We start from the raw sequence: 16,092 nt of genomic DNA, 5'->3' as shown, positions 1-16,092 counted from the left end.
CATGGCTACATTAAATTTCGCTGCACAATATCAAGAGGCATTAGTACAAAAGTTTGCACAGGGGTCTGCATTCGGTGCGTTATACAACACACCTAATAACAATGTCGTTAAATGGACAGGCCCTAAAACGATTCAAATTCCAAGCATCAAAGTAGGCGGATACACAGACGTTAACCGTGATGTTGTAGGAAACTACACACGCCGTGTTGATAACTCATTCGAACCTAAAACTTTAGGTCATGACCGTGAATTCCGTACTTTAGTTGATCCAGTAGACATTGACGAAACTAATATGGCTGTATCTATCGCTAACATTACACGTGTATTCCTTAACGAAGAGAGTATCCCTGAGCATGATAAATACATGGCTTCAAAATTATACTCTGAATTCACTGGAGCAGGTAAAACAGCAGATGCTACGGTATTGACTGCTGCAAACATCTTAGGTGTATTTGATCAAATGATGTTAGAACAGGATGAAGCAGAAGTACCACAAGATGGTCGTTTACTTTATGTAACTCCTGCTGTTAAAAAGTTATTAAAAGAAGCAGAAGGAATCCAACGCACGTTAGAAGTTGCAGGTGGCGGAAAAGACATCAACCGTAATGTTTACTCTTTAGACGACGTGACAATCGTTACTGTTCCGTCTTCTCGCATGAAAACAGCTTACAACTTTACGAACGGTGCTGTTCCAGATGCTGCTGCAAAACAGATCAACATGATTTTAGTTCATCCTTTAGCGGTTGTGTCTCCGCAAAAATACGAGTTCGTTGACTTAGATGAACCAAGTGCTGCTACTGGTGGCAAATACCTTTACTACGAGCGTAAATACTGGGATGTATTCATCTTAGGTGCAAAAGTAGCAGGTGTTAAATTCAATATCACTACTGCATAAAGAGAAGTTTTTACAGCTTCTCTTTTTTCTTATTACGAAAGGAATGGTGTTAAATGAGTAACACGGTAAAAGTGCAACGATTGAATAAAGTATTGCACATCGAAAAAGACTTTCTCCCTAGCTATCTTAATGATGGGTTTGATCAGATTACCGAAGAAGGTAAAGTAATCAAACGTGCGACGGGTGGACGCAACGTCACGTTAGGTGAATACAACAAAGCACTTGACCAAATTGAAGAGCTGAAAAAAGAATTGGCTGATTTAAAAGCACCGAAAAAGTCTGCTGCTAAGTAGGTGATCATATGGCATATATAGATGCTGATTACTACAATAATGAATACAAAGGTACTACGGTATCGGATATAGCACTACTAGATAGGTTAATCACTCGTGCTAGTGATCAGATTGACCATATCATTAATTATAAATTAGAAGGTGTTAACTTTGATACGTTAACACCTTTTATTAAGAAACAAGTTAAGAAAGCAACTGCTGCACAAGTTGAATTCTTAGCAATCAATGGAGAAACTTCTGCAACTGTAAGTGAAGGTGGCGGAGGGTTTTCTGTAGGTTCTTATTCAGAGAATGGAATGAGCGCAGGAGCAGCAGAAGGACCAAGCTATTATGATCGCTATGCAATAACTGTAGTCGATTACTTACGACCGACCGGATTACTTTACTCAGGTGTGTGTGTACATGGCTAAACCAATCAGACGTTCACTATTAATCCATACAGTTGCGTATTTGGAGTATAAGGGTGAGGATGACGCTTGGGGTGGTAGTGATAACTACAAGCCTGCTGTAACGATTGAAAGGGTACGAGTGGAACCTAAAAAGACATTTGTATCCAACGGAAATGGTGACAGTGTAGTAATGCAAACGCTGTTATTTCATGATGCAGTGCATTCGACGCCAATAACTTTTAAAGAGAAATCTAAAGTTATATTCAACGGTAAAGAAATGACCGTTAGTAAAGTCAATGACTTTTATGATAGAAGCAGTCTTCATCATGTGGAGGTGCTATTAGTTTGATAAGAGTAAATATTCAATTGGATACACAAGCAATTGAAAGTAAGGTACTTGAAGCATCAGATAAAGCGCAATTTGCATTAGATCAGCAGGTGCTGAAAGATAGTAATTACTACATTCCAAAAGATACAGGTGAATTGGAACGATCATCAATCCGTTTTAGCAGGCCTGGAGAGGGTCATATTGAATGGAATACTCCTTATGCACGGAGGTTGTATTACAACCCCCAGTACAATTTCTCACAAGACGTCAATCATAATGCCAGAGGTTTATGGTTCGAGGAAGCCAAAGCTAGAAATGTAACGGATTGGGCTAGAATCGTAGAAAACGAGATTAAACGGAACTTATAGGAGGGCAAACATGATATGGCTAATAGAATCGGTCAAGAAGCATTTAATCGCTACTTTGCCACCAAGTATCCTATTTGCTCCTATAAAAGTTGATCTATTAGATATAGGGGTAAATGATACACCGCGAAAAAGTATTGCTATAAGGATGATTCCGTCCGCACCAGGAGAGCAATATTACGAAAGTGAAATCATCAATAAACAAATTCAGATACTCGCAAAAAGCAGTAACCAACTAGAAGCAAACAATACAGTTGAATTTATTACAAGAGAACTAAATAACGTTCATAGGCGTGTTTTCAACGCTATAGATGGCTCCTATACACTAAGAAGACTTAATGTGTATGTGGAGCCTAATTTCGTTGAAAAGACAGCAGCGAACGAGTATATATACACCGCGCTTTTTACTACGGAATTAGAAATAGGAGGTTGATAATATGAATCAAGGTTTTTTATTAAATCACGGTTATAAATTTGAGATTGAGATTAAAACAGAAACTGAAACCTTAATAAAAGCTAGAATCGCAAAAGGGATTACATCTGTTGATCCGGATAACAATGAAGAGTCAGAAGAAACATATTACTACGATGGGAACGGTTCTGCTGAAAGGGACGTTACAGGCGGTATGTTATCTTACGGCTTCGAAGGTCACCGGAGCTATGGTGATAAAGCGCAGGATTACATTTTCAGTTTGACTAATAAGTATGGTCCAGCGCGTAAAACAACATTCACTGTTACTGAACCAAACGGAGATAAGTGGGAAGGACCCGCAACAATATCAGACATTAAAGCTCCAGGTGGGGACGCCAACTCTAAAGGGGAAATTGAATTCACTATTAGCTTTGATGGAGTACCAACGTTTACAAAAGCACCTGTTACATCTTGATGAGAGTCGTTAATGCGGCTCTTTTTCTATTTATCTAAAAAAGGAGAATGAATATGACACAATTTAAATTTGAATTTGAAAAGACTTATAAGGAAGTTGATGTAGCTGGAAAGCTTTATAAGGTGGATTTTAATGATGAGGCATTGACGAAATATCAAAAAGCATTTAAGCGATTTGATAAAGAAATTAAAGAAGTAACTGAAATTATAAAGGACTATGAAACTGCTACAGATGAAGAATTTGAAGAAACGGCTCAAAAGCAAAAAGAAGTTACAAAGGATATTGTTGAGACTTTCTTAGGTGAAGGCACTTTTGATGAACTTTATGAAAAAGCAGGTAAATCATCTACAAATCTAATGGGACTTGTTCATTACTTAAATAGCATTTACCTTGAGGAGAATCAAAAGAAAGCTGATGAAGCACGTAATAAATACCTAAGTAACGTGAAGAAATAATGTTTAAGTTAACCGAACGTGAATATGACTTTTATATATGGAATGGCGTTCGTTTAGAGTTAAATCTTGCTTTTGATAACGTGCTTTTATTATTCGAACTATTTGATGATGAAGGTATCAATGAACAAGTAAAACCTGATATTGCATTAAATATGTTGATTGTCGATAAAGTAGCTTTAAATCAATTGAATGGTGAGTACAAAGCGCAGTTGCTTATGGACGTTTTAAAAGATAGATTAGATATTGATTTGAAGACTTTAATGAAACAGAAAGAAGAAAAGCAAGAAGAGGAAAAGAAGCCGACAATTCCTACTATCGACTTTGTAGTGGACGCAGAACGGATTTTTTCCTCTTTTTTGTTTGACTATAATATCGATTTAATTGAACAACAAGGAAAAATGCAATGGAACAAATTTATCGCTCTTTTTCGTAATCTTTCAAGTAAATCGCCAATAGGACAAGCGTTATATTACCGAACTTGTGAAATACCACCTAAAGATAAACACAATTCTGATGAACGGAAGCGTATCAAGAAAATGAAAGCTATGTACGAACTTCCAAAAGCTAAAGAAATAAGGGAACAACAAGAATTTGAAGCGTTTCAAAAGAAAATGGAAGCGCAAAAGGCACAGATAGAAGGCGGGTGAGGTAATTGGCAGATGGAAGAGTCGAAATAGAAACCAGGTTGGATCGTAGTAACATACGTCGTGATGTTAGAGAAGTAAATAGAGAGTTAGAACGTGTGGGCGAAAATATGGGTCAAGCTGGTAGAGAAGCTCACGCAGAAACCACTAGACAGCTAAGTAGAACAAGCGAAGAGGCAAGACGCTCTTACGAAGAAATAGGTAACTCAGCAAGAAGAGCGGGTGAAACGGCAACTGATGCGGCTAATATGGCATCGGATGCCAACAGAAGAGCGACAGAAAGTTCAAGGCAATTAGCAGCAGCAAGGTATGCTGAAGAACAAGCGACACGTCAAATGGCAGATGCCACTGAAGATGCAGCAAACAGAACTTCTCGTTCTTATTACCAGCAAAGAAGAGAACAAGAAGCGATGTATAGCACTATGACGCAACGTCAAAGAGACATGTATAACGAGATGAGAGAAGGGTTTAGAGAGCAATCTCGATCGATGTTACAGCATAATAACTCCATGATGGAAACAGAGTATGGATATTATAAATTAGCACAAGCGTCTAAAAATTACACTGGTACAACTAGAGAGTTTTTGTCAGAAGTTCAAAAAGTAGGCAAAGCACAAAAGGCAGCAGCAGACGCAGCTATAAATGGAAATAGATTAGCTATGATGGGTATGCTACAGACAATAGGTTACATGCAGAATATGACCACTCAAGCGACTCGTATACGTGAAAATTATGTAAGAATGGCAAACCCTCTATACACAATCAATAGTGCAGGATTACGTGCAGCAGATGCATTGAACAGAATGGCTAATGCAGGTAACGCTTCAGTGTTAGCTCTAAAAATGTTAGGACCAACAGCTAAAATGAAAGACTTGCAAAATATGACCATGATGATCACACAAGGGTTAATGAGGTTTCAAATGGTAGCACTGGCCGCTGCGGCTACAAGTGCTATTTTATATGCAAGTTTATTTAAAGCTGCTAAAGGACCAAATCCATCTGAAGTATATAAGAAACAAGAAGAAGCTTTAACAGCATATAGGGATGCGGTTAAACAAAGAACCTCAGAAATCATGGAAGCATGGAATCTTTTTGAAGAAGTACAAATGAAAAAGACCAGTGGACAGAAATTAACGAAGAATCTTGAGGAGCAAGTAGGGATATTAGGTAGATGGAAAGATAATCTAGCTAGTATAGCACAACGAGCAGGGACGGAGTTTTCTAATTACCTTGCTCAAATGGGACCACAATCTGCTGAAGAAGTAAAAGCTATATCTCAAATGACTGATGTAGAATTGACTAAATATGTTGGTCTATGGAAAGAAAAAATGAGTTTAGCGAAAGCACAAGCGACAACGGAGTTGGCGGCATTAAAAGAAGAAACTGACAAGAAAATAAAGGAACTTCAAGATTCATTAACCCCTTTAGGATTAGCTTGGGAAAGAATGAAAGGCGCTTTCGTTACAGCGATTCAGCCGATGGTTGATGCTTTCGGAATGCTTATGACTCCAATAGTAAATTTTGCAGCTAAATTCTTTGAACTTGTGACGTTATTCAATCAAGCACATCCGACATTAGCACTAATTATACAAGCAATTATCATGTTAGTTCCTGCATTAACACTTATATTATCCCCTTTAGCAATAGGTATAGGGTTATGGAATGGAATGCTTGCTGCTTGGAATTCTATTTGGATGGTTATTGGACCGTTAATTACAGGATTGGGTGCGATGGGCGCAACTGTATGGGTAGTATCAGCTGCAATTGTTGGATTAGTTGCTGGATTGATTTATCTATGGAATACAAGTGAAGGATTCAGAAATGCGGTTATAACTGGGTGGCAGATGATACAAACCACTGCGATGACTGTTTGGAATTTCATTCTAAATGGGATACTGATTCCAGTTTGGACGGCTATGACCACGTATTTCCAACAAATTTTATTACAAATCCAAACATGGTGGACTGAAAACGGTACGATGATTATGCAAGCAGCACAAAATGTATGGAATTTTGTACTTTCAATTATCCAAACTGTTATGCCTATCATCGTTTCAATTATGCAAGTTTTATGGCCAATTATAAAAGAAATCGTGATTGGAACATGGGAAGCGATTAAATCAGTAATTCAGGGAGCACTTAATGTAATCACGGGAATTATTAATTTTTTCGCAGCTCTATTCACTGGAAATTGGTCGAAAATGTGGGAAAGTGTGAAACAAATTTGGAACGGAGCCCTTGAATTACTATGGGGTTGGCTACAACTTTGGGGAGCGGGGCGAATCCTGAAATGGCTTGGTAAATTTGCAGGTGACATCGTTAAACCATTTGTTAAATTTTGGGGCGATATCAAAAAAGTATGGAATGATGCTCTAGCTGAAATATATGTATTTTTCGGTTCAAAATTAGAAAAGGTGACTGCTTTTGCGAATAGTTGGGGTGGCATGATAAAAAATTTCTTCAGCGAATTATGGCAAAGTATTGTTAGTGGGGTATCTTCAAAACTAGACGGTATTGTGACAGGCGTGAGCAGGACACTTAATAAAGTAGTTAGCTTTATAAATGGACTAGGAAATACCTTCTTCAACGCTGGTAAAGGCTTAATTGAGATGATGGCAAAAGGGATAAAAAGTGCAGCGAGTTGGGTTACTGATGCAGTAAGCGACCTTGCACAAAAAGCACGTGATTTCTTACCATTCTCTCCAGCGAAAACAGGACCTTTAAGTGATCTTGACCATTTAGATTTCGGTGGACCTATCAGTGACAGTCTTAAACTAGCTTTTCCACAAGTAAAAGGGTTATTAGGGAATTTATTAACACTTCCTGAAATTCAAATGATTACAAATGATGGAAATACAAACGGAAGTGGAAAGTCAGCAACGCAAGAAAAAATGAACGGTACTGATAGAGGTTTCGTTGTTGATACAACATCGGCAAATAATAGTCCCACATATTTAGTAATGGATAAAAGGATTGTAGGCGAATTACTGGCTGGGGACATAAAAGACATCAATGAACGCAACGCTAATCTATTAAAACAATTTTAAAACACTTAGAGTTTGGAGGTGATCTTATAAGTAGATCAAGTTTCACATTCAATGACATTAGAAAAGACTATATTTTTACATTATTAGGGTTTAGCCGTCCGAGCTGGGCGCCTATAAAAAGAGATATATTAAAAGTAGCACATAGACCAGGTGGATACTTGTTAAATACAACAACTGAGGAACGTCGGATTGATGTTCCTTTTGTGATTAAGGCTAAAAACCAAAGCGATTTACAGAAAATCAAAGAGGATTTAGCGAATTGGTTAATTACAGATCAACCATGTGAGTTAATCTTTGACGACGAGCCAGACAGAACCTATTTAGCTATGTTAGATGGTACATCGGACCTTGAAGAATTAGTGTATAAAGGCAAAGGTACATTAACTTTCATTTGTCCAATGCCTTATAAATTAGGAGCCAAACAAGCTATAAATTTTGCACTAGATAACTATCAATTAAAAGCAACGATTGATAACAAAGGGACTGAGCGTTCTGAACCAAAATTCAAAATCACAGTAACAAATCCATCTACCTTTTTAGACATCATAAATAAAAATGGTGATCAATATTTCCGCATGGGATATCCAGTCTCTTTAGAGAAGAGGACAGTAGAACGAGAGCAACTTATTTTACATGATGAGATGAAATCACTTATAGGATGGTCTGAACTAAACAATTCAAATGCTAAAGTTGATGGTGGAGCGATTGCTGGGGCAATTAAAGTAGATGGAGAAAAGTTCACGGCAGGAAGTTTTGGTTCTGGTTCTGATTGGCATGGTCCAGCAGCAAAGCGAAGCCTTACAGAACCGTTACAAGATTTTATTATCGAAGCAGTTGTAGATTGTTTCAACGAAGAGTCCCAAAAAAATATTGGTCGTGTAGAAATCTATCTATTAGATGAAAACAGTAATATCATTGGGAAAATGGCAATGTCAGATTCGTACCGTACAGTTACACAGAACCAAGGAGAAGTAAGAGCTGGAGCGATAAATGTTGGCCATCATATAATTGCTGAAACTGGAGATTATTCGTGGACATGGAATAATTTCCATGGAATTTTAAGAATTGTTCGAGTGGGCAACTATTGGGAAGGGTACATTACGAAATTAACAAGTAAAGGAACTCATGATTCTGCTCGATTTTTAACATATACAGATGTTGAAAATAAATACATGAACAAAGTCGCTCAAATAATGGTTCATATTGGTTCTTATAGTACAGATACATCTGTTAAGGCTGCTGTACATGATATCAAAGTGTGGAAGTTTAATCTGAAAACAGAATTAGATGTTCCGTACATCATGCAAACTGGTGATGTTGTAGAAGTAGATACAACAGACGCAAGTATAACGATAAATGGTAAAGATGCTATTTATACAAAAGACTTTATGACCGATTATATAACAATTGAAAAAGGACAAAATGAGATTTCTATTTTACCAGCAGACATTGGAGAAGTTGAAGTAACATATAGGGAGCGGTATTTATGAGTAGGAATAGTAATCTGCTATTCATTGTAGATTTTAAAACAGAACAAATTATAGGAGTCATTAAAGAGCAAGATTACTGGAATGATATACGGAAATGGGAACTTAAAAATAATGTTGATATACTTGAATTTACAACAATGGATGGAACCAAAATCGCTGCATCACTTATGCAACAAAATTTGATAGTGAAGCGTGTACGTGATGGTTCTTTTGTTTCTTATGTTATCACTGAAGCGGAACAAGATTCTGTTAATCGATCAAAAAGAGTGATTGCTCTAGGAGAACATACGAAACTCAAAAAATCAAACTATATTAAGCCACAAACACTACAAGCTTACACGTTAAATCAAGCACTTGATTTTGCTCTTAACGGAACAAAATGGAAGCGGGGTATTGCGGAATACACTAGTTTCCGCACAATTCATATAAAAGAATTTACCAACCCTTTAGACCTACTGAAACAAATCGCATCTACATTCGAGTTAGAAATACGATTTAGAACTGAAATTCAAGGTTCGTATATCGTTGGCAGATATGTAGATATGGTTAAAAAAGTCGGTCGCGATAATGGGAAAGAAGTTGTTCTTAGTAAGGATTTGCAAGGTATCCGTCGTATTGAAAACTCACAAAATGTTGTTACAGCTCTTGTTGGTGTTGGTCCGTCTAAGGAGAATGAACAAACAGGAGAAACCGAGTGGCTTACATTCGAAAGTGTAAATAACGGTAAGATTTATACAGCGGATTATGATGCATTACAACGTTGGAGCAAAGATGGTACACACATGTTTGATATCTATACACCAGAGACAGAAGACCAGGATATGACAGCGGAGAGATTACTGCAACTAACCAAAATGGAACTTAAGAAAAGAATCAGTACATCAGTTTTGTATGAGGTTGATGCGATCGCCCTTGAAAAAGTATTTGGTTTATCTCACGAAGCAGTACACAAAGGCGATATTGTTCGCATTAAGGATACAAAGTTTAGTCCACCGTTATTCCTTGAATCTCGACTTATCGCAGCAGACGAATGCGATACTGATCCAACGAAAGATGTATATTACTTTGGTGAATTCCGTGAATTAGAGGACATGCGTAGTCGTTTAGATAAAATGTATGACCGTATTATGGCCATGTTTGCAGGGAAAGCATCTAGAGAGCTGTTAGATGCGTTAGATAAAGCGTTGAAAGAAACGAATGAGACAGTAGATGTTGTAAAAAAAGAAAGCGCATCTGCAAAAGATATTGCTGAACAGGTGCTAGAGAATCTTGATAATTACCAAACAACAATAAAAGATGGTAACAATCCACCTACAACTGACTTAGAACCTGGCAAAACACTTTGGCGTAATACAAGTGAAACTCCTTCTATGTTGTACATTTGGACAGGTGAAGGTTGGGATAAAATCGGTGTCAATACACCAGAGGAAATTGGAGCGGTTACTACAACTGAACTAAATGCACTTTCTGAAGAAGTTAGAGCAAAGGTTTCGATTACTGAGGTAAGTGATTATTTAGATAAAATCGGTACAATTAACGATATTCGTAACAGCGAATGGTTAAAAGATGCAAAATACTGGGTTGTAAATGAAGAAGCATGGTCATTAGATACTAATAAGAAATTTGAAAATGCTAATACTATGAGATTCTATGCAGTAGGACAAATTGTTAAAAACAGTAGCATTTATAGCGAATATGTATCATGTCAGCCTTCAGAACAGTTCGTAGCATCCGTTTATACATTTGCTAATGATATAGCATCTATCGACGATAAAGCCTCGTTAGAAATAGAATTCTGGAATGCTACACAGTTGTTGTCACAAGTTACAAAGGAAATCAAACCAGACAAAAACAATGATTGGCAACGTTATTCTGTTACAGAAACTGCACCAACTGGATGTGCAAAAGTTAGAATTCGAATTCTCGTTGCGAAAAACGGCTTAATGTGGGTTGCGAAACCACAATTGCAACGTGGTTCTGTTCCATCGGTTCATTTGCCAAACCCTAACGATACGATTAACCGTGATGAATTGATTGATAAAATCGCTGAAAAAGTGGCGTTAGAAGACTACGATACAAAAATAGAAAGTATTGATCGTGCAATCGAATTAAATAAGCAAGGAATAGAACTGTCAGCAAAGAAAACAGAAGTTTACTCCAAAGAAGAAGCTAATGGCGAGTTCGCAAAAGATGCTTATGTAAAAGAGATGGAAGGTCGTATTGAAATTACTGAAACCGAAATTAGTAACACTGTTAAAAAAGGGAATGTAATTTCGGAAATAAACCAAACAGCTGAGACGATAAAAATCAAAGCCGAATTAATTGATTTAGTGGGTAAAGTAAAAGCTGAATGGATTGTTGGTCAATTACTAAGCGGTCTACAAATCAAAACATCTAATACCAACAACTATGTAAGTTTAGATGACCAGTTTATGCGTCTGTATGAAAGTGGAGTCGTTCGTTTGTATGTTGGTTATCACAGAAGAACAGATGGATCAGTGCAACCTACTCTTATTCTTGGTGGAGATAATACCGTTAATACTATATTAGGCACACTACAAATGACGCAAATGGGCGCAGGATGGCCATCAGCTTCTGCAAATATAGGAATTGTTGACGAAGTTATAAATGGAGTTACTTATAAATCTGTTTTTTGGGAAATGCAAAGAAATGGGATTAGTGTTTTGCATGCTAACGATATGCAAGTTTATTACTCTGGAATTGGCGAATGGTATTTCAGACGTGGAAAAACTGGATTGTACAATACGTCACTAGTTGTAAAGGATTGGGGAGGTAATTCAGATGTAGAATTGAGGTTGCCGACAGTAAAACTGAGAAACAGCAGGGTAGAAGGCTATAGAGATGTTGTTCAAGTTTTGACTGACTCTGTAGGTGATGGTTGGGGTGGTGTCAAAGCGCATATAATCAGTCCGTCATTACGAGAATACAAATCAAATATTCGTGATGTTCCTTTTTCAGCTTTAGAGAAAATCAGAAACGCTAAGGTTAGAGCATTCAATTATAAAGGTGATGTAAATTTACTTTATGAGATGAGGGAGAATAAAGACCCTAATGATCCTCCTTTAACAACAAAAGACATCAAAACATATTTCGGTTTTGTTGTTGATGAATGTGACGATGTATTTATCGATAAAGATGGAACAGGTACTCATTTATATTCTACGTCGGCATTAACAGTTAAATCAGTGCAAGAACTTGAAGAAAAACATGACCAAGAAATTGCAAAATTAAATGAGAGACTGGAAGCGAAAGAAGCAGAAATAACAGTATTAAAAGAAAAGTTGGAAGCCAAAGACATAGAAATATCAACAATGAATAGTCGAATGGCATCTTTAGAAGCTTTAGTTCAAAACTTAATTAATAATGCAAATTCAACAGAAACACCAACAACTGGAAATCCAACAGAAACGGGGCAGCAATAGCTGGTCTTTTTTTTATTTTGCAAAAAGGAGTGAGAAGATGAGTGAAGACTTATTAAAACCAAGAGAACTCACAGTAGACACGATGGAAAGTAAAGATCAAACCTTAGATCAAGAGTTGCAAGAAATTCGCTTTTCGCAAAATGATTTAAACTCAGCAGAGTTAACAATCAATATAACTCATAAAAAAGAACTTTTAAATTTAACTGGAAAAACTGTAGAAATTGCATTCGAAAAATCAGATAAAAACCTGGTATATCAAGAGAATGTTTCGGTTATTGACGCTGTGAAAGGTAAAGTGAAATTAATTTTACGTAGTCAAACACTTGCAGCCGTAGGTAAAGTAATCGGACAATTAGTTATCAGATCAGGAGAAACACAAAGATTAGAAACGCAAAAGTTTGCTTTTTACGTTGACAAATCCTTAATGTCTGATAAAACAATTCAATCAACTAACGATTACCCATTGATTCAGCAAGCTATTGATGCAGGTAAGCAGTTAGATGGAGTAGATTTACCTGCTCTTGTTGCATCAAAAGAAACAGCAGAAGCAGCACTTGCTAAATCAACAGAAAATACAAATCAAATTGGAGTTTTGTCTAATGATGTTAATGCAGCAAGAACAGAGAAGATTCCAGCAACAAGATTAGATACATCTTCTGATGCAAATAAAATCAAACAGATTAACTTATCAGACGAAGTAAAACAAATGATGGCTGGAACAACGCCTGTAAATGCCACACCTCAAGATGGTGGTGTAACAAAAGAAAAATTAGCTACAGATGCTGTTGATTATACTAAGTTAAAATTAGCAACTGCTACAATTGTCAATGAAGGATTTATAGATGTGGACTTCCAAAAGTTAATACTAACAATTAAACCTGCCTGCTATGCAATGATTCAAGAGCGCACATTGAACTTAAATTCAAGTACTACAAAAGAAAACCTTGTATTATTAATTCCAAGTGAACAGTCTGTAACAGCTCATATGCTTGTTGTTGATATTTCAACTAATCCCGTAACAGTATCGATTGAAAAGTTTTCGACTGCTAATACACAAAACAAGCGGATATTACTTTATATTTTTAAAAATAAAATATATGGTCCTAATGCACAGTATATAAACGTAGTTAACACATTTGGCAAAAAAGATAAAAGAACTGTAGTGCAATCGACAAAAGTTATCGCTGAACATCTAGGTAACCCATTTGTAAAAACAAAAATCAAATTGATTGGAGATAGTATCACAGCTGGATTGTGTGGCACTGGATACTCAGCAACTGATAAAATAATCGGTGATACTGGATATAAAACAAACGTAACGACCGCTGTGTGTTGGGCAAATATGTTACGAGATCATGTATTAAGTGAATATAATAAAGATGTAGATGTTGCGGTAAATGACCCTGGTCTTTCCTATTCCTCAAATACACATACAATGAGTGAAAATAACAACGCTAGTTGCAAATGGCAAGTGCGTTTTACAAATACTACTACTGCTAATGGAATCAAATTTGATTTTCATGGTGATCACTTATCTGTAATGTACGCTAGTTTAACTGGTGGAGGTATTATGGATATTTTTATTGATGGAGCAAAATGGGGAGAGTTAGACACTTATGCAGCAGCTTATGCAGACAATGTTGAATTTAAAATTACAGGATTAACACTTACGAAGCATTCATTTGAAATTCGTGAAGCGAATAAGAAGAATGCTAGTTCAACAGCAAATACTGTGTATATTCAAGGGTTGAAAATACCAAAAACAGTTGATGTTGTAAACTTCGGTATCAGTGGTAAACATTCACAATACTTGTATCAAAATAGAACACAGTTAATTGAAGCTGATGATGATTTAATTATTATGCAAATCGGTACAAATGACCGACATAACTTTAAAACTACAGCTGTTACTAAAGCATATCTTCGTGAAATTATTAAGTATGTACAAGGATTAGGATTAGATATTGTAATTATGTCCGCTAACCCTGTTTCTGTAGCGAATGATATGGAAGCTGTTAGGAACTTTAAAATGGACGATGTAGACAGAGCGATTGCTTCGATAGCTAAAGAATTTAACATGAGCTATGTTTCAAACTATAAATGGTTTATAGATTATGCAGTAAATACTGGTGTTACAGTAGATTCATTGCTTTTTGATGGATTACACCCAAATGACACTGGGTACCGAGTGATGTTTGAAAATGTAGCTCAAAATATAGGATTAACATTATTACGAGATGGTGTTAGCTACAACTAAGCGTGCAGAAGCAGGCTTTTTTATTTTGAAAGGAGGTAAACAATGACAATTGAAATTGGTGTACTAATCGCGGTGTTATCCCTTGCTATTAGCTACTTCGCATACTCTTTGAATAAAACAAAAGCAATTAAATCGGATGGGCAACAGAGTGCAGAAATGAGAGCTGAATTAGGATATATCCGTAAGGGTGTGGATGATATTCGAATTGATTTAAAAGCGAGTGAAAAACAAATGATTGCACTTGGAGAACGAGTTACAAGGGTTGAGGAAAGCGCGAAGCAAGCACACAAACGTTTAGATAATGTAGAAAAGGAGACGAATTAAATATGAATAAAGAAAATATCAAAAAACGATTCCGCAACTGGAAGACATGGGTTGCGGTTTTTTCTTTACTTGGATTCTTATTTACGAGATTTGGGATGCCAGAAGCAAAGAGTTTCTTAGATGAGTTAGCGCCTTATTTACTATCTGTTGGTATCGCACTTGGTATTTGGTCAGATCATGACGAAAACCCAAAAGGAGATGTTGAGTAATGAACATTCTAAATATGAGAGGTAAGTTACGTTCGAATGGTTCATACAAAGATTACGGTGCATCTAGTAAAACACATATCATTGTACATCACAGTTTAACAAAAACAGGTAGCGCAGAAGCGTATGCACGTTATCATGTTGATACATTAGGTTGGCCGGGCATTGGCTATCATTTTGTAATTGAACAAGATGGTACAATTAAGCAAAATCATAGTATTGGTGTTATGTCTTATCATGTAGGGAATCATAATAAATATTGCGTTGGGATTTGCTTAACCGGTGATTTCCGTACACAGGAACCAACATCGGCGCAAAAACGTAGTTTATGTTGGTTGGTATCACATTTACAAAAGACATATCCACAGCTTAAAACTATAAAAGGTCATAGTGATCTAAAAGGGTATGAGTGGAAAGATTGTCCTTGCTTCGACTACAATCATGTACTACGTGAAGGAGCAGGAAACAACAATTCTTCTTCAACTGTGGAGAGCAAACCGATTCGTTCAGCAGGAATCGGTATCGCTGTTTCTAAATATCCTGAAGGATATGGAGTCAATTTATATACAAAACCTGTATCTGGATTTTATAACGGACGTATTTCTGATAAAACACCATATCTAATTCTTGCTGGCGCTTGGTATGGTGGTGACCAAAATATGATTTGCCTTGGTGGACAACAATGGGCAGAACAAAAACATTTTGATGTGCAATGGTTTAAAGCATACTCTAAATATCCAGCAGGTTATGGAATTAACACATATTCGAAACCAGGTGCTCCAGATGGAAGTTTTAAAGGGCAGGTTGATGGTGCTGCTCCATTAGATATTTATTCTCGTGAAAACGGATGGATTGATATCGGAAACCAAACATTTGTGGAAGAAAAGCATTTTGATATTAAGTAATGCCCAGCCGATTCCTTTTGTGGAGTCGGCTTTTTTGTTTTTAAATTATTCTTTATGTACACGCAACAAAAGCATATCCCCCGCATATAGCTAATAGCGTAACGCGCGCTTATAGCTAACCAACAAGTCCACTGTAAAAGTAGGACTATTTTTTATGTCATTTT

At 36.7% G+C, this 16,092-nt stretch carries 16 protein-coding genes; all 16 read left to right on the top strand.

Features of this window, described 5'->3' with window-relative positions; translation table 11 throughout:
- Position 1 precedes the first annotated feature (1 nt).
- From LOK41_RS21995 to LOK41_RS21920, 16 genes are read left to right on the top strand one after another with little or no spacing between them, the layout of a single operon-like run.
- Entirely contained in the window at positions 2–895 is an 894-nt protein-coding gene (locus LOK41_RS21995) for a capsid protein (RefSeq protein ID WP_241818294.1), read from the top strand.
- 53 nt (positions 896–948) lie between these two features.
- Positions 949–1,188 carry a hypothetical protein gene (locus LOK41_RS21990; protein ID WP_241818293.1) on the top strand — a complete coding sequence of 80 codons (240 nt, stop codon included), beginning with the start codon at positions 949–951 and terminating at the stop codon, positions 1,186–1,188.
- 8 nt (positions 1,189–1,196) lie between these two features.
- Complete coding sequence (locus tag LOK41_RS21985) at positions 1,197–1,598, top strand: head-tail connector protein (protein WP_241818292.1); 402 nt, start codon at positions 1,197–1,199, stop codon at positions 1,596–1,598.
- Entirely contained in the window at positions 1,591–1,926 is a 336-nt protein-coding gene (locus LOK41_RS21980; RefSeq protein WP_241818316.1) for a putative minor capsid protein, read from the top strand. Before LOK41_RS21985 ends, LOK41_RS21980 begins: the two co-directional genes overlap by 8 nt.
- Complete coding sequence (locus LOK41_RS21975; RefSeq protein ID WP_241818291.1) at positions 1,923–2,273, top strand: minor capsid protein; 351 nt, start codon at positions 1,923–1,925, stop codon at positions 2,271–2,273. Before LOK41_RS21980 ends, LOK41_RS21975 begins: the two co-directional genes overlap by 4 nt.
- Before the next feature lie 10 nt (positions 2,274–2,283).
- Positions 2,284–2,703, top strand: coding sequence for a minor capsid protein (locus LOK41_RS21970; protein WP_241818290.1), 420 nt, complete (start codon positions 2,284–2,286; stop codon positions 2,701–2,703).
- A 4-nt stretch (positions 2,704–2,707) separates the two neighbouring features.
- Complete coding sequence (locus tag LOK41_RS21965) at positions 2,708–3,157, top strand: phage tail tube protein (protein ID WP_241818289.1); 450 nt, start codon at positions 2,708–2,710, stop codon at positions 3,155–3,157.
- 53 nt (positions 3,158–3,210) lie between these two features.
- Positions 3,211–3,612, top strand: coding sequence for a hypothetical protein (locus tag LOK41_RS21960; protein ID WP_241818288.1), 402 nt, complete (start codon positions 3,211–3,213; stop codon positions 3,610–3,612).
- The gene (locus LOK41_RS21955) at positions 3,612–4,259 is read left to right on the top strand and encodes a Gp15 family bacteriophage protein (protein ID WP_241818287.1); all 648 of its coding nucleotides are present in this window, start codon (positions 3,612–3,614) and stop codon (positions 4,257–4,259) included. The genes LOK41_RS21960 and LOK41_RS21955 overlap by 1 nt, the downstream gene beginning before the upstream one ends.
- A gap of 5 nt (positions 4,260–4,264) precedes the next feature.
- A complete protein-coding gene (locus LOK41_RS21950) occupies positions 4,265–7,303 on the top strand; it encodes a tail length tape measure protein (RefSeq protein ID WP_241818286.1) in 3,039 nt (1,012 codons plus the stop codon).
- Positions 7,288–8,793 (top strand): distal tail protein Dit, encoded by a 1,506-nt coding sequence (locus tag LOK41_RS21945; RefSeq protein ID WP_347269351.1) that lies wholly within the window; start codon positions 7,288–7,290, stop codon positions 8,791–8,793. Before LOK41_RS21950 ends, LOK41_RS21945 begins: the two co-directional genes overlap by 16 nt.
- Positions 8,790–12,236 (top strand): phage tail spike protein, encoded by a 3,447-nt coding sequence (locus LOK41_RS21940; RefSeq protein ID WP_241818285.1) that lies wholly within the window; start codon positions 8,790–8,792, stop codon positions 12,234–12,236. The genes LOK41_RS21945 and LOK41_RS21940 overlap by 4 nt, the downstream gene beginning before the upstream one ends.
- Before the next feature lie 37 nt (positions 12,237–12,273).
- Complete coding sequence (locus tag LOK41_RS21935; RefSeq protein ID WP_241818284.1) at positions 12,274–14,493, top strand: SGNH/GDSL hydrolase family protein; 2,220 nt, start codon at positions 12,274–12,276, stop codon at positions 14,491–14,493.
- 42 nt (positions 14,494–14,535) lie between these two features.
- Complete coding sequence (locus LOK41_RS21930; protein ID WP_241818283.1) at positions 14,536–14,817, top strand: hypothetical protein; 282 nt, start codon at positions 14,536–14,538, stop codon at positions 14,815–14,817.
- A gap of 2 nt (positions 14,818–14,819) precedes the next feature.
- The gene (locus tag LOK41_RS21925; protein WP_241818282.1) at positions 14,820–15,026 is read left to right on the top strand and encodes a hypothetical protein; all 207 of its coding nucleotides are present in this window, start codon (positions 14,820–14,822) and stop codon (positions 15,024–15,026) included.
- Positions 15,026–15,928: a peptidoglycan recognition protein family protein gene (locus tag LOK41_RS21920; RefSeq protein ID WP_241818281.1), complete on the top strand. Its 903-nt coding sequence runs from the start codon at positions 15,026–15,028 to the stop codon at positions 15,926–15,928. The genes LOK41_RS21925 and LOK41_RS21920 overlap by 1 nt, the downstream gene beginning before the upstream one ends.
- The last annotated feature ends 164 nt before the right edge of the window (positions 15,929–16,092 follow it).

Source organism: Bacillus sp. TL12 (genome assembly GCF_022625245.1).
GTDB lineage: Bacteria > Bacillota > Bacilli > Bacillales > Bacillaceae_G > Bacillus_A.
This window is presented reverse-complemented; position numbering and strand designations above follow the sequence as displayed.